This window comes from Parabacteroides sp. TM07-1AC, from assembly GCF_003480915.1.
In the GTDB taxonomy this organism is placed as follows: Bacteria; Bacteroidota; Bacteroidia; order Bacteroidales; family Tannerellaceae; genus Parabacteroides; species Parabacteroides chongii.
On the sequence record NZ_QUKD01000001.1, the window covers coordinates 155921 to 174709 of the forward strand.

Here is an 18789-nt window from a genome sequence, read left to right on the forward strand (position 1 = left end):
AAAAAAGGAATATTTTCCCCATGGCAGACATAAATTTGAAAGGAATGGGTGTGGCTTTGATCACTCCCTTTAAAGAAGACGAAAGTGTGGATTATGATGCGTTAGGCAAACTGGTTGATTACCAGTTGCAGAACGGAACAGATTATCTGGTAGTATTAGGAACTACCGCAGAAACTCCAACCCTCACTGAAGAAGAAAAAAAGAAAATTGTCAATCTTATTGTGACGAAGGTAAATGGACGTATCCCCATTGTTTTAGGCGTGGGCGGAAACTGTACCCGTACGATCGTTGAGAAATTAAAGAACGATAACTTCGATGGTATCGACGCGATTTTGTCTGTCGTGCCTTATTATAATAAACCTTCACAGGAAGGTATCTATCAGCATTATAAGGCGATAGCCGAAGCAACCAAACTTCCGATCGTATTATATAACGTACCGGGAAGAACGGGCGTCAATATGAGTGCTGCAACAACACTTCGTATTGCACGTGAATTCAAGAATGTAGTTGCGGTGAAAGAAGCTTCCGGAAATATCACGCAGATGGACGATATCATCAAGAATAAGCCTGCAAACTTTAATGTTATTTCAGGTGACGATGGCATCACCTTCCCGTTGATCACATTGGGGGCTATCGGTGTTATTTCTGTTATCGGTAATGCTTTCCCACGTGAATTCAGCCGTATGGTACGTTTGGCTTTGGCTGGCGATTACGACAATGCCCGTAAAATTCATCATGGTTTCACCGAATTGTTCGAGCTGTTGTTTGTGGATGGTAATCCGGCAGGAGCGAAGAGTATGTTGAATGCCATGGGATTCATTGAAAACAAATTGCGTTTGCCATTGGTGCCGACACGTATCACGACTTTCGAGAAGATCCGTGATGTGTTGCGCCAGTTGAGCATCAAATGCTGATCATTTAAATAACGAAAAGCGGTGACATCGATACTGAATCTGATGTCACCGCTTTTCGTTATACCATCTGGAGGTAATATTAATTTTCTTCTGCAGGCTGATACAGATATCGTTTGATACTGCGTTTGGGTGTCTTTTCAAATTCTTCCTGATACAGTTTAAAGCAGGAGACCTTGCTGTAGGAAGGCATTTCTGCATTCAGCTGGTCGACGTTTTGCTGCATCAGTTTTTCTATTTCAGAATGCTGGATACCTGCCTTGTCGACCTGCTCCCAGTCCGGATAGATCAGGGCTACCAGTTTACCTCCCTGGGAGATGATCAGTGACTCGGCAACATACAACATATTATTCAAGCGGTCTTCAATCTCTTCCGGGTAAATGTTCTGTCCGCTCGGACCGAGTATCATCGTCTTGCTACGTCCGCGAATATATAGGAAGCCATCGGAGTCAATCGTTCCGAGATCGCCTGTCCGCATCCATCCGTCGCGCATCATAACCGCTTTGGTCGCTTCCGGATTCTTATAATATCCCAACATGACATTCATGCCCCGGACAAGGATCTCGCCGACTTCTTTAGCAGGGTCGGCAGAATCGATACGTACTTCCATCCGGTCGACGATCCGTCCGACGGAACCTTTCTTGAAAGTATCCCATTGCTCGTAAGCAACCAACGGACCGCATTCCGTCATTCCATACCCTACGGTATAACGGAATTTGATCGAACGCAGGAACTCTTCCACCTCTTTATTCAACGCAGCTCCGCCGATAACCACTTCACCGAATTTACCCCCGAAGGAATCGTTCAGCTTCTTGGCAATCGTGTCGAGTACTTTCTGGTCGAGATACGGAACTTTCAGCAATAACTTGATCAGAGGCTTTTCCAGTTCCGGGAATATCTTGTTCTTGACGATTTTCTCAATGATAAGCGGTACGGCAAGTATCAATGCCGGTTTCACACGGGCGAAAGCCTCGGCAATGATCTTCGGGCTGGGCGTACGTGTCAGGAAGTGCACATGGCAACCTTTGTTTACGCAGTTCAGTATCTCGAAAGCCAGGCCGTACATATGCGCCATCGGCAGCATACAGACCACGCTGTCTCCCGGATGGATAAACGGCAGGTTGTCATACGCAAACTGTGTATTGCTCCACAAACTACGGAAAGGGATCATAACCCCTTTGGAGAAACTGGTGGTCCCGGAGGTATAATTCAATACAGCCAGTTCTTCCGGTTGTTCTGTATGATATTTCACATCAGCAGAAGTAAACGAACGGGGATATTTCTTTCCGAAATATTCATTGATCCTGTCGCGTACCACGCGTACATCCTTGTTCTTACTTTTGATGATGGAGAAATTATCCAGCATCATGAACAGTTTCACATCGGGCATCATCTGTTCGTTCATATTCTCCCAGTTATTTGCTCCTGCCAGGACGGCTTTGGCTCCCGAGTGATTGACGATATGATGGATGTTGTCCGGTTTGAATTCGTGCAGGATCGGGACGGCTACGGCTCCATACGCCAGGATGCCGAAGAAGCAGATCGCCCAGTTGGACGAGTTACGCCCCACCAAAGCCACTTTGTCTCCCTTCTTGATCCCTGCATGTTCGAGTATTATATGAAATTTTTCTATACGGCGGGCCACATCTTTATAATGGTACGTATGTCCATTATAATCAGAGAAAGCGGGAAGGTCCCAATGTTCCTTGATGCTGTTCTCGATAAGTCCTAAGAAACGATTTTCCATGAAAATATGTTTATTGAATAACCATGAAAACAAATTGATTGTTGCAAATATAGTAAAAATACACATGCAATAATTTTGTTTATTCTTTAAAAGTATTTATGTTTGCGAGACAGATGTAACACGATGTAAATAATATGGTTATAAAAGGTTACAGAAAACTTTTCAATTGTTTGATGTTCTATCTTTAAACAGTTCTTTCTCTCCCGGGTATTGCCGCCTGTGGTGCGGTCCATTCTTTTTGTGTTAAATAAATAAACCATCCGAAATGAGTATGATAACAGCTCAGCGTGCACCGAAGAGTGCATCAAACTTTGCTCCTGCAGTGGAAGCTAATGCCTATGGAATGAACGACCGTATCAAACGGTTACGCCGGCTTTCGTTTGAAGCCGAACCCTCTTTGTCTATCGAACGGGCATTGATCGAAACCCGTTTCTATAAAGAAAACTACGGCAAGTATCCTATTCCGGTCCTGAGAGCATTGAACTTTCTGGAAATATGCAAGCATAAGACCATCTATATAGGTAAGGACGAATTGATCGTGGGGGAACGCGGACCGGCACCGAAAGCAGTACCCACTTTTCCGGAACTCACCTGCCATAGTGTAGAAGACTTGCATGTATTGAATACCCGCGAATTGCAACGTTATACCATCAGCCAGGAAGATATCGATACGTATGAACGTGAGGTCATCCCTTATTGGAAAGGCCGTACACAGCGTGAACGTATCTTCAGCCATGTTCCAAAAGAGTGGAAAGATGCTTATGAGGCAGGCATGTTCACTGAGTTTATGGAGCAACGGGCTCCGGGGCATACGGCACTCGACGGCAAAGTTTATCGATATGGTTTGCTGGACCTGAAGGAGCGGATTGCCCGTGAACTGGCCGCTTTGGATTTCATGAACGATCCGGAAGCAACGGACAAACAGGAAGAACTGACCGCCATGTCTATCTCCTGCGATGCCGCTATCCTGTTTGCCGAGCGTCATGCCGACCTTGCCGACGAGATGTCGATAACGGAGGAAGACCCGGTACGGGCGGCTGAATTGCGTAAAATCGCAGAGCTCTGTCGCTGGGTTCCGGCGCATGCCCCGCGTACTTACTGGGAAGCTATACAGATGTATTGGTTTGTCCACCTTGGAACCATTACCGAACTGAACGGCTGGGATGCCATGAATCCGGGACATTTCGACCAGCATCTGGCTCCTTTCTATGAAAAGGAAATAGCTGCCGGAACGCTTACCCGTACGGAAGCGAAAGAGCTGATGTCCTGCTTCTTTATCAAAGTAAATAACCATACGGCTCCCCCGAAAGTCGGCATAACCGCGAAGGAAAGCGGAACATACAACGATTTTACCAACCTGAATATCGGAGGCGTGAAAGCCGACGGTAGCGACGGAGTGAGCGAAGTCTCTTATATCATGCTGGAGACGATTGAAGAACTGCACATCCTGCAACCGGGCAGTGCCATTCATATCAGTTCCCGTACGCCGGAACGTTTTCTGCGTGCCGGCTGCAAGGTGATCCGGCAGGGACATGGATATCCTTCCGTGTTCAATCCGGATGTGTATATCCAGGAACTGATGCGCCAGGGTAAATCGTTGCACGATGCCCGGGAGGGCGGTTGCAGTGGTTGCATCGAAGTCGGCGCTTTCGGTAAAGAGGCTTATGTGCTGACGGGATATCTGAATGTACCGAAGATACTGGAAGTGACGTTGAATAATGGTCTCGATCCGGTTTCGGGTCGTAAAGTCGGACTGGAAACCGGCGATCCGCGTGACTTTGCAAGTTATGATGAGCTGTATGCCGCCTTTTTGAAACAGCTCCGGTATTTTGTGGATATGAAGATGCGTGTCAGCAATTATATCGACCGGATGTTTGCCAAATACGCTCCGGCCACCTTCCTGTCCCTGTTTATTGACGATTGTATAGCCAAAGGACGCGACTATTACAACAGCGGCCCGCGTTATAATACGACTTACATACAGTGTACCGGTCTGGGTACGATCACCGACAGTCTTTCTTCCTTAAAGAAACATGTATTTGAGGACAAACGTTTTTCTATGGACGAGCTGCTGAAAGCGATGGCGAACAATTTTGCCGGTGCGGAAGTGATGCGTCAGACGATCCTGAACCGTACACCTTTCTTCGGTAACGATGACGAGTATGCCGACTCTATCGCTGTTAAAGTTTTCGACGACCTGTACGACACTATTGAAGGCAAGCCGAATACGAAGGGAGAATGTTTTCACTTGAATATGCTGTCGACCACCTGTCATGTCTATTTCGGCAAAGTGATGGGAGCGACCCCGAACGGACGTTTGGCGGAGAAAGCGATCTCCGACGGAACATCTCCATCGCATGGAGCCGATACACACGGTCCCTCTGCCGTTGTCAAATCCCTGGGTAAGCTGGACCAGGTAAAAAGCGGTGGAACCTTGTTGAACCAACGTTTCCTGCCGAGCCTCCTGAAGCGGGAAGAAGATATTTCGAAGCTGGCCTCCCTGATCCGTAGCTATTTCGCTTTGGGCGGACATCATATCCAGTTTAATATCGTGGATACGGAGACGTTGTACGCTGCCCAAAAATGTCCGGAAGATTATCGGGACCTGCTGGTACGTGTAGCCGGTTACAGCGATTACTTTAATGATATGAATGCAGACCTGCAGGCAGATGTGATTGCCCGTACGGAGCAGGATAACTTTTAATTAGTTGACAGTTGATAATTGACAGTTGACAGGTGAAATGCCCTAAAATTGTCAATTGTCAACTGTCAATTGTCAACTAAAAAAATGGCTCTGATATTCGATATAAAGCGCTATGCGATAAATGACGGGCCGGGCATCCGGACGACTCTTTTCATGAAAGGATGCCCGCTCTCCTGTGTGTGGTGCCATAATCCGGAGGGATTATCCAGCCGGAAACAGAAACTGTATACCCGAAAGAAATGTATAGGATGCCGGACCTGCGTGGAAGCCTGTCCGCAAAAGGCGTTGACATGGACAGCCGGCGGGATTGTGACCGATCCGTCCCTCTGTGATCTGTGCGGTATATGTGCAGAGGTCTGTCCGGCATGGGCGATGGAGATATCCGGAACGGAATACTCCATCGATTACCTGATGAAAGAGATTGAAAAAGAAACGGTTTTTATGGATCGGTCGGAGGGAGGCGTTACTTTCTGCGGCGGTGAACCGTTGCTGCATCCGGAGATGTTGCTGGAATTGCTCAGGCGTTGCGGGGAACTCGGGATTCACCGTGCCGTCGATACGACCTTGTTTGCCCGACCGGAAATCGTGCGGGAGGTCATGGAACATTCCGAACTGTTTCTGGTAGATCTCAAACAGATGGATACGATTAAACATAAACTTTACTGTGGAGTGCCTAACGAGTTGATTCTGTCAAACTTACGTATGATAGCAGAAGTCGGACATGAGTTCCGTATCCGTATTCCGCTGATCGAAGGCATCAATGCCGATGAAGAGAATATAGTACGATCTGCCGCCTTTCTTTCTTCTTTACCCTGGAAGCACCGCACAGTGAATATTCTGCTATATCATGATATAGGGAAAAATAAGCATGAGAAATTAGGTACGGTGTACAACCCGGACCGGTATCCGATGGCGACACCTTCTGAAGAAACCGTGCAGCGGTACACGGAGCTGTTTAACCGGTATGGAATAGAAGTGGTAACCGGAGGGTAAAAGAAGGTAACAGGAACGTATTTATTTATCGGGATCTTTCTGATAATAAGAATAGGTATATGTTTTCCCTCTGTATTCCTGAGGTGTCATTCCTACATGCTGCCGGAAGAAACGGTTGAAGAAAGACAGATTGTTGAAACCAAGCCCTATGGCTATTTTCTTAATCTCCTGATTAGTTCCTTTTATTTGAGCTTTGGCATCCATGATAATGATTTGGGTGATGACTTCGAGAGGGGTTTGTCCGATCGCCTTTTTGATCGATGTAGAGAAATAAGGAGGTGTCAGTCCCAGTTGGTCCGCATAGAATGTTACGTTATGTTTTGTCGTGTAATGTTGCAGGACCAGGTTCATGAAATCCTGGTATATTTCAGTATACCGGGTCGACTCGCGTTTTTCCAGCAGCTGATTGTTGTTGTATAATTCGACGATACCCTGGCTGCACATGGTAAAAATAGCCTTGATCATCTCTTTATTGTTCAGGATATTGGGGTATATGGCATACTGGAATAAGAGGTCGTAGAAAGTGGCGAAAAGACTGGACATCTCCTGAGAAATAGGAATGACCGGATTCCTGTAGATAACGGACAGGCAGTTCATCGTACTTCTCACAAAGTTAACGTATCCCATAAAATCAGAAGAAAAAGCCACAAAATAGATTAATATCTCTTCTGATATTTCATGTATCTGTAAATAAGAATTGGGGATTAGTGTTGTCACATGAAGCCGTGTTGCCGTATATTCGGATTGGTTTATGGTAGTGCGTATATGTCCCTCCATGCAGAGAATGAAAACCCCGGCTTTGATTTTATAAGGCGAATCCATATATTGCTTGAGCTCATCGGAAGATACGTATTTGCCGACTATGAAGTCGGTTGGCGAATCGATACTGATAATTTGTTTATCCATGTTCTGTCGATCAGTTTTTGCATCAAATATAGATATTATTTGAAAAACAAATGTTATGACAGAAAGAATAGAGCATATAAAGAAAAAAATGGATTTGCTCGTTGCCGCTAATAATCGTTCCTTTGTAGAAATTATCGATTTATCTTCACTATACTTGTATGACGAACAAATATAAACAGCAACTGCTGGACGCTGGTGTTAATTTAGAAAGCGCACTCGACCGCTTTATGGGAAGTGAAATGCTGTATGATAAATTCCTTTTGAAATTCATACAGGACAAAACATTCCTGCTATTGGATGAATGTCTGAAGAAGAACGATGTTCAAAATGCTTTTATTCAAGCTCATACTTTGAGAGGGATAGTAGCAAACCTGGATATCCGGTATCTTTTGGATGTGTTGACACCCATGACGGAACAACTCCGGCAAGGGAATATGGAACAGATACCGGAACAGCAGACACTGCTGAAATCCCGGTATGAAAAGATATGCCGCATAATAAGGGAAAATCATTGATAATTGATAAAGGGGATAATTCATGGAAGAACAGTTTTTACAGCCGGAAGTAGATGGTGATTATAACCTGTTGATGTGTACAATGGGGGTCAGTGTCAGCAAACATTTGATGGATGAGCATTTTACAGTCTTATGGGCTAATGACTTTTATTATGATTTGATAGGTTATCCGAAAGAAGAATATGAAGCTACTTTTCATAATCAGTGCGATTTATTTTTTGCCGATAGTCCGGATGCCTGGAATACGGTTGTCGATGCTGTGATGAAGGCTGTAGAAGAGGAAAGGAACGGATATGAGGTATATGTCCAAATGAAACGGAAAAACGGATCTATGATCTGGACGAAGATTACGGCAACTTTCACCAATGAGATACATAACGGCTATCCTATATCCTACACGGTTATAACCAATGTCGATGAAATGATGCAAAAACGTATCGAACAGTCGATTGCCTATGAGAATATCCCCGGCTTCATCGCTAAATACACGATCCGGAAAGACGGAACATTCGGGTTGATAGATGCCAATGACAAGTTTTTGAGTTTTTTTGAAATAAGAAAGGAGAATATGAGTTCGTTTTCTACTTTTACTCATCTGGCAGAGGAAAGCAGGCAGGTTTTGAACTCCCATGTTCCTCTGATGCAAAAAGGAGAACCTGTTCATTTTATTATATGCTCTAAAAAGAAGAACGGAAGTTATTCCTGGTTTCAGTTAAACGGCGAATGTATAGGTTGTGTCAATGGTGAACCGATCTATATTATTGTTTACATCGATATTACAGACATTACCGAGCAGCGGGAATTAAGAAAAAAACTAGAGGAACAATCTAAGTTATTGAAAGAAGCTTTCGATAATGCAGAAAAGGCAAATCAGGCAAAATCGGATTTCCTGGCACGTATGAGCCATGATATCCGCACGCCGATGAATGCTATTGTAGGAATGACGGCTATTGCCGCAAACCATATTAATGAAAGAGACCGGGTGCTTGACTGTCTGAAGAAAATTACCGGTGCCTCTAATCTGTTGTTGGGACTTATCAATGAAGTTTTGGATATGTCGAAGATAGAGAGCGGGCGCCTCAGGTTATCGGAAGATGAATTGAATATAGGTGAGCTTCTACAGGATTTAATTGTGATGATGCAGTCGGAGGTGAAAAGTAAAAAGCATAAGCTCGACATCCATCTTATGAATTTACACCATGAATATGTGATCGGGGATATACAGAGAATCAAGCAGGTCTTGATGAACATATTATCGAATGCAGTGAAATATACGCCTGACGGCGGAAGGATTTTGATCAGTCTCAGTGAGAAAACTTTATCCAATGGAAGAAGCAATTATGAATTTGTCTTTGAAGACAATGGCAGAGGGATGAAGCCGGAGTTTCTTAAATACATTTTCCAACCGTTCGAACGTGCAGATGATCAGGGTATCAGTTCTATACAGGGAACGGGATTAGGCATGTCCATCAGCCATAAGATCATCAGCATGATGGGAGGCGATATAAAAGTGGAAAGTGAATATGGTAAAGGTTCACGCTTTACAATAACTATGCCCCTGAAATATGGAGAAGAAGTTTCAGACGGAAAGATGGATGGCGGTCTTTCGATACTTGTCGTAGATGATGACAAGATAGCTTGCCAGACAACCTGTAATTGCCTGTCGGAGATCGGAGTCGACAGTGATTGGGTCTGTTCCGGTAGCGAAGCTGTTGCTGCAGCCCGGAAACGTCATCAGGTGAATGATGAATATTTTGCGGTTATCATGGATTTGAAAATGCCGGGAATGGATGGTATAGAGACGACCCGGCAGATCCGAAGCTCCATAGGTTCGGATATCCCGATCATTATCCTTTCTGCTTATGATATAGAAGAATACGAGACCGACGCAAAGAGAGCCGGTGCGAACGGTTTCATAGCTAAACCTCTTTTTAAATCTAAACTGCTTCAGGTATTAAGACAGTTCACTGCAAATAATAAAGTGGATCATGTAGCTGTACCGATTAGCTTTTCTGATGTCAATCATTCCGGCAAACGGCTTTTGCTGGTAGAAGATAATGAACTGAACCGTGAGATAGCCGAGGAGATTATCGGCAGTACAGGTGTACTGGTTGAAACGGCGGTCAACGGACAGGATGCTGTCGACAGAGTGTTGCAATCAGCAGAAGGTTACTATCAGATGATCCTGATGGATATTCAGATGCCGGTTATGGACGGTTACGAAGCCGCCCGCCAAATACGCCAGCTGCCGCGTACAGACACTAAGAATATGCCCATTATCGCCATGACGGCGAATGCCTTTTCGGAAGATGTGACGAATGCCCTTAATGCAGGTATGAACCATCATTTGGCAAAGCCAATCGATATTAAAGCGTTGATGGGTGTTTTATCTGCGTATCTGTAAGGATTTTTACAAAAGCAAGCCGACATCTTCCCAGTAAAGATGATTCAATCTTTAAGGAAGATACCGGCTCTGTTGTATCTGACAATGTTTTATTCTTCTACCTGTACTTTTACGATCACTTTGCGGATATTCCCTTCACCGATACCGGGGGCGTGGCCGTCTTCCGGAAAATAAACGGCGAATTGTCCCGGATAAATCTTTGTATAAGCCGTGGGGCGGTCTACATAGAAAGCAATATCCTTCGCTTCGTCGTAAGGAATCGATTCTTCCTGCAGTTCGCAACCGGGCTTCCAGCCGATCTTTTCCACACCTAGCAGAGGCAGCTGGATATCGATATATTTCTTGTGTGTTTCGATAGCGGCATCCTTTTTATCCTTACCGGTCAGGCTGGCCACATTGATGAACAGACGGGAACCGTCCAGTTCATATTTGCCGTCTTCCACTTTAGAAAAATCAGTTTCTTTTATGTAATCAAATGCTTTTTTGAAAAGAGGGTGTAAGCGCTCTACCTTTTCTGTGTTATTCAAGGAGTCAAGTATCATAACTGTATTTATTTATAAATTTATCCGTTAATTAGTCTGACAAAGATCGGGTATCCGATTGTTAAATAATAGAACAAAGATACCAAATAAAACTATTAAATTTGTACATATCTTAATGAGAAATAATGAAAATCCGCAACTTTGTTGCAACTGATTTATTCGTATCTTTGTTCTACAATATAGAATCGGTATAAATAGATACACAATAATGAAAGATATAGAAAGTAAGGTACTGCCCGTCCTGGAGATGAGTTGTGCGGTTTGTGCCAATAACGTGGAAAGCACTGTCAGTGTACTTCCCGGAGTAGAAGATGCGACTGTCAATTTCGCGGCTAATACTTTATCCGTCAGATTCCGTCCGTCCGTTATCAGTTTGCAAAAAATACAGGAAGCCGTACAGGCGGCGGGGTATGATCTGATCATAGAGTCGGAAGACCCGCTTGCCGAGCAGGAGGAGATGGCGCGTAAGCATTATAAGAAACTGAAACGGAATACGATCGGGGCATGGGTGCTGTCCGTACCGCTGGCGTTGCTGGGTATGGTGTTCATGCATATGCCGTATGCCAACTGGATCATGATGGTGCTTGCCCTGGCGATTATGCTGCTCTTCGGCAGGACATTCTATGTGAGCGGTGCACGCCATGCGATCCAGGGAAAGGCGAATATGGATACGCTGGTTGCCCTGAGTACATCCATTGCTTTTATTTTCAGTTTCTTTAATACCGTATATCCGCAGTTCTGGATCGAAAGGGGATTGGAGCCGCATGTGTATTATGAGGCATCGGGAGTAATTATTGCTTTCGTCTTGTTGGGTAAACTGATGGAGGAACGGGCAAAGAACAGCACCTCTTCCGCGATCAAAAGCCTGATGGGATTACAGCCGAAGACGGCACGCCTGGTGACGGACGGCAAAGAGGAAGAAGTCCCCATCTCTTCTTTGAAAACAGGGAATGTGGTGAGTGTCCGCCCCGGCGAGAAGATCCCGGTGGACGGTGTTTTGCTGCAAGGCTCCTCATCGGTCGATGAAAGCATGCTGAGCGGCGAGCCGATCCCGGTAGAGAAAACGGCGGGCGATCGGGTACTGGCAGGAACAATCAACCAGAAAGGAGCTTTTACTATGGAAGCTACCGGAGTGGGAAATGATACGATCCTGGCACAAATCGTTCAGATGGTACAGGCTGCCCAGGGAAGTAAAGCACCTGTGCAGCGTATAGTTGATAAAATAAGCGGTATATTTGTACCGGTGGTCGTGTTGCTTTCCGTGATCACATTCATCTGCTGGATGGTGATTGGCGGCGGCAGCTATTTCTCTTATGCACTCCTTTCGGCTGTTTCGGTATTGGTCATTGCCTGTCCGTGTGCCTTGGGGCTGGCAACTCCTACCGCTCTGATGGTCGGAATGGGGAAGGGGGCTGAACGGCATATCCTGATAAAAGATGCCTACGCATTGGAAACCCTTTGCAAAGTCGACACGATCGTATTAGATAAGACAGGAACGTTGACGGAAGGAGTTCCGGTAGTGGTCGATTCCTGTTGGCTGACCGAATCGAATGTCTGCTATCTGGATATTCTCTATACGGCAGAACTGAAGTCGGAACATCCGCTGGCCTCCGCCATTATCCGCTGGCTGGAAGATTCGGGTGCATCGAGTACTGAAGCAGAGAATTTCGAAAGTCTTACCGGGCGCGGAATCCGTATGGAAGCGGGAGGTACCGTGTATTGGGTCGGAAGCCAGGGGCTGCTGGAAATGTTCGGTGCCCGCATCCCCGACGAAACCATGGAGCAGATCGGCAAATGGCAGGATGAAGGTATAAGCGTCGTTTATTATGGCGAAGGCGATCGCCTGCTGGCTGTTTTGGCTATTTCAGACCGTATCAAACCGACATCGGCAGAGGCTGTCAGCAAATTGACGGAGATGGGAATAGAGGTTCATTTGCTGACGGGCGACGGAGTGAAGACGGCTGAAAGGGTGGCAAATACGTTAGGTATCGGTCATTTTAAAGCGGAAGTGATGCCGAACGATAAAGAGGAATATATTATCGCTCTCCAGAAGCTCGGAAAGAAAGTTGCCATGGTGGGCGACGGTATTAACGACTCGCAGGCACTCGCCCGTGCGGATGTCAGCATTGCAATGGGGAAAGGGACGGATATTGCCATGGATGTGGCGATGGTCACGCTGATAACCTCCGACTTGTTGTTATTGCCCGAAGCGATCAAATTGTCGAAACGTACCGTGCGGCTGATCCATCAGAACTTGTTTTGGGCGTTTATCTATAACCTGATAGGCATACCTTTGGCAGCGGGTGTTTTGTTCCCGGTAAACGGATTGCTGCTGAACCCGATGCTGGCGAGTGCGGCGATGGCATTCAGCTCCGTGTCTGTGGTGCTTAACAGTTTGAGACTGAAATTTATGAAGTAACATTATAAACAGAAAGAATTATGTCGACAATGAAATTTAAAACAAATGCAAAATGTGGCGGCTGTGTGGCTGCCATCGGTGCAAAACTGAATAACGTACTGAAAGACAATGAATGGTCTATCGATCTGAAATCACCGGATAAGGTGTTGGAAGTGACAGCCGATGTCCCGGCAGATACGATCGTTGCTGCTGTTACGGAAGCCGGTTTTAAAGCCGAACAACTGTAACCGGTAGGTAATGGTCAGAACCAAACAAAGACAAACGTATGGCGAAGAAGTAGCCAATGTACTGACCCATGGCTCAGGGATGGTTTTCGGAATGGTTGCCCTTATTCTGTTAGTAGCGGCTTCCATCCGCAGCGGAAATCCCTGGGCTGTGGGCAGTTCGATTGTGTATGCCCTTAGCATGACATCTTCTTACGTCACTTCGACTTTTTATCATGCTTCTGCGAACGCACGGCGTAAAAGGCTGCTTCGTCGCTTCGATCATAGCGCTATTTATCTGCATATTGCCGGGACGTATACTCCTTTCACATTGGTAGCCCTCCGTCAGGTCGGTTACTGGGGATGGTCGTTGTTTGCGATCGTCTGGATTGCTGCTGCAATAGGGATCTTCCTGAGTTTCCGGAAGATGAAGAAAACGGATCATCTGAAAACGGCCTGTTACCTGGCAATGGGCTGGGTAGTCATTATCGCTTTCAAACCTTTACTGGATGTTTGCCGACAGACTGCTTCGATGGATGTCCTGTACTGGCTGATCGGCGGAGGACTCTTCTATACAGTGGGATGTATTTTTTACTTCTTCGATAAATATAAGTACATGCACCCTCTCTGGCATTTATTTGTATTAGGCGGCAGTGTCTGCCATTTCATCTCTGTCTATTTGTTGGTAAGATAAAAAAAGATGTTCAAGGAACTCTCTTCCATTCCAGGGATTCTGTGGAGGAAGCCGGATACATTGATAAAATAATCTTTAATAAGCAAGCTGTATATTGTGGTAAATCGTTACTTTTGTATCCTATGTAGTCCAATAATAGTCCAATATGGTTTTTAACGAAGTTGAGATAAATAATTTTAGAGGCATAAAACATTTGCTTCTCCCTGACTTGAAGCAGGTCAATTTGCTTGTCGGAAAAAATAATTGTGGCAAGTCTACTGTGCTTGATGCCATATTTTTATTATCAGGCTTTTCCAATCCTATTCTCAATATGAGAATAAATCAATTCAGAGATTATAACAGTTTTACTGAAGATGATATTGCTTTGAATTTTTATAATATGCAAACAAGCAATCATATTTACATACGTGGCAATATTAATGATAAGATTATCAGAGAACTAAAAATAAGTCCGGTTGTTTCACAATCTAAAATTGTACTTTCTAAAAATGATATATCCAGTCTTACCCTTTCTAATAAGGAAGCGGATATCAGTACAGGGTTGACTATGAATTTTGGATACATAGATTCGCATGGTGAAAAGAAAAGCGATAGTGCAACGATAAGATTAAATAAGAAGAACGAAGAAAAATTAGAAATCAAGTTTCCTAAGGAATATAAAGAAACCCTGTCAACAGCGTATATCAGTTCCAAATATGCGTTTAATATTGCTGTTGAACAATTGACGCGTATTATAGAGGAGAAACAGGAAAAAGTGATCGTGGAAATATTACAGCATATAGAACCCAGGATAAAATCTATAACTGTTTTGAAATCTCAGATAAATGTAGATATAGGGTTGGACAGATTGATTCCTATAAATATGTTAGGTGATGGTATTAGGAAATTGTTGGCAATAGTTACAGCTCTTTATGCCTGTAAGGATGGTGCGGTTTTTATTGATGAGATTGATAATGGATTGCATTTTTCTTCTTTATCCTCTTTATGGAAGGCTATAATTAAAACTGCAGACTTGTTGAATGTACAGGTTTTTGCTACTACGCATAACATTGAATCGTTGCAATCTTTGAATAAAGTTTTATCTGAAGACGGATATGCTGATTCACAAAATGATATAATGTGCTATTCTCTACGACATATGCCGACTGATGAACTCAAAGCATATAAATATCCTTATGAGAAATTTCAATATGTTATCAACCAGGAAATCGAAATAAGATGATTCGAATTTTTGTAGAAGGAAGGGATAAGCAATTTTTGGAAAAATACCTCCGGTTTTTATCAGAAAAAGATGAGGGAGTTTGGGAGATTATTTCTGCGGGAGGATACACTAAATTACATTTACTGGATCAGCAATTTAAGGAAAACAGTGAACGTGGTGGTAAAAACCTGGTTGTTTTCGATGCTGATAGTGATGAGAATGGAGGTGGCTATGCTGTAAGAATGAAATATTTGCTTGATAAACTGGAGGAATTATCATTATCAGCCGACTTATTCCTATTCCCTAACAATAAGGATGATGGTGATTTTGAGTTACTATTGGAACATATAGTTAATGAGGAACATGCTTGTTTGCTTGAATGTTTTGAAGGATATGAAATGTGTGTTTCGGGTCATAAAGAAGAGAATGGAGATTCCAAATATATAACACCTAACAGAAAATCTAAAATTTATGCTTATTTGGAATCCATAAAGAAAACTAGAAAAGAAGCTGAAGCTTTTAAAAATAAACAAGATTTTTTCTTTGATAAACCTAAATATTGGAATTTAGAGGCTGATTATTTGAAGCCTTTGAAAGAGTTTCTTTTATTAGCTTTAAAGGAGAAATAAGGAACAGAGGGATCAATACATGACAAATTGCTATTTCTCCCTTTTTTTCTTTCATCACGGACTTATTTCAAATTGCATCAGACTTTGTGATATTATTTAAAGCTTATGGCATCAATAAAGATTCGAATAAACATGCCCAGAGCGAATAAGGAAAAGCAGTATCCGCTGATGCTGCAGGCTATACATCATTGTCGCAAACGAGAGATCTATACACCCGAAGGGACAAATCTTTTCCCTTCCGGGAAGCATTTGTATTTCACCAAACGGCTTCATGAGAACTTTGCCCATACCTTTCACCTGTCACATGTATGTATTGATCTGATAAACAGCTGGATGTGGTGACGGGTGACGTTTCACCGACAACAAATTGCCTTCACCTGTGAACCCGTAAGTTTTTTTCAAATAGCTGTCGGAGTTAATATCTGTGGCTGCCGGAGCTATTTTTAATAGCTGCCGGAGTGAATATTTGTGGCTGCCGGAGCCAATGTGAATGGGTGCCTACCCATTGAAGAAAAGACGTAAGTATTTCCCAAAAAAAGATAGCTCTTTTGAAAATAAAAGTCCCTACTTTTGATTTCAAAAGTCTTGTCTTAACATTTCAAAAGTCCCTACTTTTGATTTATGATTTTAGCCTTCACCAATACGTGTCACCGGAAAGTGCAGATATACAGGTAGATGCATGCGGTGACAGGTGAAAGGTAATCATATCCTTATGATTTTAGCAAATAAATTCCGCCAACGGGTAAGCAATCTTTTCCTGTATGGATATGTGTGGCTGTCCTTGTGGTTATCGCAGGAATAACGATCTCTTTTAGTTTATTAACTAAGTAATTTAGTTTTTGAACTAAAACTTTTAGTTACTTTGCCGTAAACATTCAAAGATATGAAACGACTTACTGCAAAAGAAGAAGAGATCATGGGCTATTTTTGGAAAAAAGGTCCTCTGTTCGTAAAGCAATTGCTGGAATATTATGAAGATCCGAAGCCTCATTTCAATACGTTGTCGACCATTGTCCGCGGATTGGAGGAGAAGGGTTTTCTTTCACATAATACATTCGGGAACACGTACCAATATTATAGTGCCGTCAGTGAGGCGGAGTATAGTAAAGGTACGCTGAAGAATGTCATTGCCAAGTATTTTAATAACTCTTACCTCGGGGTTGTATCTTCCCTGATCAAGGAGGAAGATATTTCTGTAGATGAACTCCGGCAGTTGCTGGATGAAGTAGAACAAGCTAATAAAAACTGATCGTATGGGAGACTTCTTTGTTTATATCCTTAAATCGTCTGTATGCCTGGCTGTTTTCTATCTTTTCTACAGACTGTTGTTGAGCCGTGAGACTTTCCACCGTTTCAACCGTATTGCCCTGCTGAGTGTCATTGTCTTATCCGTCGCTATTCCTTTTATCCGTATTATTACGGATGAGCCTGTCGCGATACAACGTCCGTTACTGAATTTGGAATCTCTTTTTCAGATGGCGGAGATGCAGACGGATATAGAGGTACAGACACCTCAGTCTTTTTGGCTTCCGTTGTTGTTTGTCGTCTATTTGGCAGGCTGTGTTTTCTTCTTTCTCCGTTTTCTCTATTCGATGATCCGTATCTGGCGGATGATCGGGAAAGGGGAGAGGACAGTGCTTTCCCAGGGATGCAAACTGGTGGTGACGAATGAGGCTGTCAGTCCGTTCAGCTGGATGGGGTACATTGTCATCTCCCGGAAAGATATGGACGAAAGCGGCGAAGAGATATTGACACACGAACTGGCACATATCGGAGCTTGCCATTCCCTGGATATGCTGGTCTGTAGCTTTTGCGTGATACTTCAGTGGTTCAATCCGGCTGTCTGGCTGCTCAAACAGGAGTTACAGAATATTCATGAATACGAAGCCGATGAGAGTGTGATCAATCACGGTGTCGATGCAAAGAGATATCAATTATTATTAATAAAAAAAGCTGTTGGTTCACAGCGCTTCACTTCTATGGCCAACAGCTTTAATCACAGTAAACTAAAAAAACGAATTACTATGATGTTAAAACGAAAATCGAATCCCTGGGCACGGCTGAAGTATCTGTATGTACTTCCGCTGACTGCGGTTGCAGTAGTTGCTTTTGCCCGTCCTGAAATCTCTCGCGAACTGGAAAAGATTTCAAGTGCCAAAATTAGCGAAATTGTTCCGGTAAAGGAAGTTATTGAGCCTAAAAAAGCAGAATCCGTTGTGGAGGCTGCTCCGGTACCGGAAGAAAAGCCGGTAGTCAAACCGGTTGTAAAAGTGACATCGAAGGTGGATACTTCGGTTCCTCAGGATACGAAGATTATCAAGATCGAAGTGTCTCCGGTGGAAAAGAAAGAGACTGAGGATCCGCTGGAATCCATGCAGAAACAGCTGGACGACTTTTCTAAAGGGGCTGAAGACCGTATGAAGAAGATTAAGACGAAAGTTGAAATGTCCCGCAACCTGATTCTGATAGATTATGAAGTTGCGACCTACGAGCAGTTGGATGCTGTCTCTCCGGATGATATCTTCAGTTTTTCGGTGAGTCCGAAGGACCGGAGCAAAGAACTTTTAGCGAAATATAATGCTACGGATAAGCAGGGCGTTATTTCGGTGGTAACAAAGAAAGGTCTCGATTCCGGAAAAGTGAAAGAGAATGAAGTAAAGGTAGTGGGTCATGGGGCCATGGAAGGAAATTTGCCTGGAAATGTAAATCTTCGTATCAGAAATAGCCAAGGATCAGGAAATCCGCTTGTTTTCGTCGATGGTGTGGAACAGACAGATGAAGATGCAATTCAAAAAATAAATCCTAATATTATTGAATCGATCTCTGTAATGAAAGATGAGTCCGCCAAAAAAATGCATGGGGAAAAAGCCCGAAACGGAGTTATTTATATAACAACAAAGAATGCATTAAAAGGGAAGTAA

The 18789-nt window shown here is 43.7% G+C and carries 16 protein-coding genes; 13 read left to right on the plus strand and 3 right to left on the minus strand.

Annotated elements, in window-relative coordinates; genetic code table 11:
• Nucleotides 1-20 precede the first annotated feature (20 nt).
• Nucleotides 21-914, plus strand: coding sequence for a 4-hydroxy-tetrahydrodipicolinate synthase (gene dapA, locus DXD68_RS00675; protein ID WP_122359842.1), 894 nt, complete (start codon nt 21-23; stop codon nt 912-914).
• A gap of 79 nt (nt 915-993) precedes the next feature.
• On the opposite strand, the gene DXD68_RS00680 is transcribed toward dapA, so the two are convergent.
• Entirely contained in the window at nt 994-2658 is a 1665-nt protein-coding gene (locus tag DXD68_RS00680; RefSeq protein ID WP_122360480.1) for an AMP-binding protein, read from the minus strand.
• Nucleotides 2659-2923: 265 nt separating this feature from the next.
• Here DXD68_RS00680 and hypD point away from each other — a divergent pair, with 265 nt between their 5' ends.
• Both hypD and DXD68_RS00690 read left to right on the plus strand, forming a co-directional pair.
• Nucleotides 2924-5362, plus strand: a complete 2439-nt coding sequence (gene hypD / locus DXD68_RS00685) for a trans-4-hydroxy-L-proline dehydratase (RefSeq protein ID WP_122359843.1) — start codon at nt 2924-2926, stop codon at nt 5360-5362.
• Between the two features lie 84 nt (nt 5363-5446).
• Nucleotides 5447-6355, plus strand: coding sequence for a glycyl-radical enzyme activating protein (locus DXD68_RS00690; RefSeq protein ID WP_122359844.1), 909 nt, complete (start codon nt 5447-5449; stop codon nt 6353-6355).
• 21 nt (nt 6356-6376) lie between these two features.
• On the opposite strand, the gene DXD68_RS00695 is transcribed toward DXD68_RS00690, so the two are convergent.
• A complete protein-coding gene (locus DXD68_RS00695) occupies nt 6377-7261 on the minus strand; it encodes a helix-turn-helix domain-containing protein (protein ID WP_122359845.1) in 885 nt (294 codons plus the stop codon).
• Between the two features lie 158 nt (nt 7262-7419).
• Here DXD68_RS00695 and DXD68_RS00700 point away from each other — a divergent pair, with 158 nt between their 5' ends.
• Both DXD68_RS00700 and DXD68_RS00705 read left to right on the plus strand, forming a co-directional pair.
• Complete coding sequence (locus tag DXD68_RS00700) at nt 7420-7776, plus strand: Hpt domain-containing protein (protein WP_122359846.1); 357 nt, start codon at nt 7420-7422, stop codon at nt 7774-7776.
• A 22-nt stretch (nt 7777-7798) separates the two neighbouring features.
• Nucleotides 7799-10180 carry a PAS domain-containing hybrid sensor histidine kinase/response regulator gene (locus DXD68_RS00705; protein ID WP_122359847.1) on the plus strand — a complete coding sequence of 794 codons (2382 nt, stop codon included), beginning with the start codon at nt 7799-7801 and terminating at the stop codon, nt 10178-10180.
• An 89-nt stretch (nt 10181-10269) separates the two neighbouring features.
• Here DXD68_RS00705 and DXD68_RS00710 read toward each other — a convergent pair whose 3' ends face one another.
• Nucleotides 10270-10722, minus strand: a complete 453-nt coding sequence (locus DXD68_RS00710; protein WP_122359848.1) for a YhcH/YjgK/YiaL family protein — start codon at nt 10720-10722, stop codon at nt 10270-10272.
• A 208-nt stretch (nt 10723-10930) separates the two neighbouring features.
• Between DXD68_RS00710 and DXD68_RS00715 the strand changes: the two genes are divergently transcribed.
• The 8 genes from DXD68_RS00715 (at nt 10931) to DXD68_RS00750 (ending at nt 18789) form a co-directional block, all read left to right on the plus strand.
• Complete coding sequence (locus DXD68_RS00715) at nt 10931-13141, plus strand: heavy metal translocating P-type ATPase (protein ID WP_122359849.1); 2211 nt, start codon at nt 10931-10933, stop codon at nt 13139-13141.
• A gap of 20 nt (nt 13142-13161) precedes the next feature.
• The gene (locus DXD68_RS00720; RefSeq protein WP_122359850.1) at nt 13162-13368 is read left to right on the plus strand and encodes a heavy-metal-associated domain-containing protein; all 207 of its coding nucleotides are present in this window, start codon (nt 13162-13164) and stop codon (nt 13366-13368) included.
• A 10-nt stretch (nt 13369-13378) separates the two neighbouring features.
• Nucleotides 13379-14038 carry a PAQR family membrane homeostasis protein TrhA gene (gene trhA / locus DXD68_RS00725; RefSeq protein ID WP_122359851.1) on the plus strand — a complete coding sequence of 220 codons (660 nt, stop codon included), beginning with the start codon at nt 13379-13381 and terminating at the stop codon, nt 14036-14038.
• A 145-nt stretch (nt 14039-14183) separates the two neighbouring features.
• Nucleotides 14184-15260, plus strand: a complete 1077-nt coding sequence (locus tag DXD68_RS00730; RefSeq protein WP_122359852.1) for an AAA family ATPase — start codon at nt 14184-14186, stop codon at nt 15258-15260.
• Nucleotides 15257-15868: a DUF3226 domain-containing protein gene (locus tag DXD68_RS00735; RefSeq protein ID WP_122359853.1), complete on the plus strand. Its 612-nt coding sequence runs from the start codon at nt 15257-15259 to the stop codon at nt 15866-15868. Before DXD68_RS00730 ends, DXD68_RS00735 begins: the two co-directional genes overlap by 4 nt.
• A 105-nt stretch (nt 15869-15973) precedes the next feature.
• Nucleotides 15974-16210, plus strand: coding sequence for a hypothetical protein (locus DXD68_RS00740; RefSeq protein ID WP_147382967.1), 237 nt, complete (start codon nt 15974-15976; stop codon nt 16208-16210).
• Nucleotides 16211-16751: 541 nt separating this feature from the next.
• Nucleotides 16752-17117 (plus strand): BlaI/MecI/CopY family transcriptional regulator, encoded by a 366-nt coding sequence (locus DXD68_RS00745; RefSeq protein WP_122359855.1) that lies wholly within the window; start codon nt 16752-16754, stop codon nt 17115-17117.
• A gap of 4 nt (nt 17118-17121) precedes the next feature.
• A complete protein-coding gene (locus DXD68_RS00750; protein WP_122359856.1) occupies nt 17122-18789 on the plus strand; it encodes a M56 family metallopeptidase in 1668 nt (555 codons plus the stop codon).

Coding starts and splice junctions, on each gene's coding strand:
- dapA (WP_122359842.1), top strand. CDS start 21: ATGGCAGACATAAATTTGAAAGGAATGGGTGTGGCTTTGATCACTCCC.
- DXD68_RS00680 (WP_122360480.1), bottom strand. CDS start 2,658: ATGGAAAATCGTTTCTTAGGACTTATCGAGAACAGCATCAAGGAACAT.
- hypD (WP_122359843.1), top strand. CDS start 2,924: ATGAGTATGATAACAGCTCAGCGTGCACCGAAGAGTGCATCAAACTTT.
- DXD68_RS00690 (WP_122359844.1), top strand. CDS start 5,447: ATGGCTCTGATATTCGATATAAAGCGCTATGCGATAAATGACGGGCCG.
- DXD68_RS00695 (WP_122359845.1), bottom strand. CDS start 7,261: ATGGATAAACAAATTATCAGTATCGATTCGCCAACCGACTTCATAGTC.
- DXD68_RS00700 (WP_122359846.1), top strand. CDS start 7,420: ATGACGAACAAATATAAACAGCAACTGCTGGACGCTGGTGTTAATTTA.
- DXD68_RS00705 (WP_122359847.1), top strand. CDS start 7,799: ATGGAAGAACAGTTTTTACAGCCGGAAGTAGATGGTGATTATAACCTG.
- DXD68_RS00710 (WP_122359848.1), bottom strand. CDS start 10,722: ATGATACTTGACTCCTTGAATAACACAGAAAAGGTAGAGCGCTTACAC.
- DXD68_RS00715 (WP_122359849.1), top strand. CDS start 10,931: ATGAAAGATATAGAAAGTAAGGTACTGCCCGTCCTGGAGATGAGTTGT.
- DXD68_RS00720 (WP_122359850.1), top strand. CDS start 13,162: ATGTCGACAATGAAATTTAAAACAAATGCAAAATGTGGCGGCTGTGTG.
- trhA (WP_122359851.1), top strand. CDS start 13,379: ATGGTCAGAACCAAACAAAGACAAACGTATGGCGAAGAAGTAGCCAAT.
- DXD68_RS00730 (WP_122359852.1), top strand. CDS start 14,184: ATGGTTTTTAACGAAGTTGAGATAAATAATTTTAGAGGCATAAAACAT.
- DXD68_RS00735 (WP_122359853.1), top strand. CDS start 15,257: ATGATTCGAATTTTTGTAGAAGGAAGGGATAAGCAATTTTTGGAAAAA.
- DXD68_RS00740 (WP_147382967.1), top strand. CDS start 15,974: ATGGCATCAATAAAGATTCGAATAAACATGCCCAGAGCGAATAAGGAA.
- DXD68_RS00745 (WP_122359855.1), top strand. CDS start 16,752: ATGAAACGACTTACTGCAAAAGAAGAAGAGATCATGGGCTATTTTTGG.
- DXD68_RS00750 (WP_122359856.1), top strand. CDS start 17,122: ATGGGAGACTTCTTTGTTTATATCCTTAAATCGTCTGTATGCCTGGCT.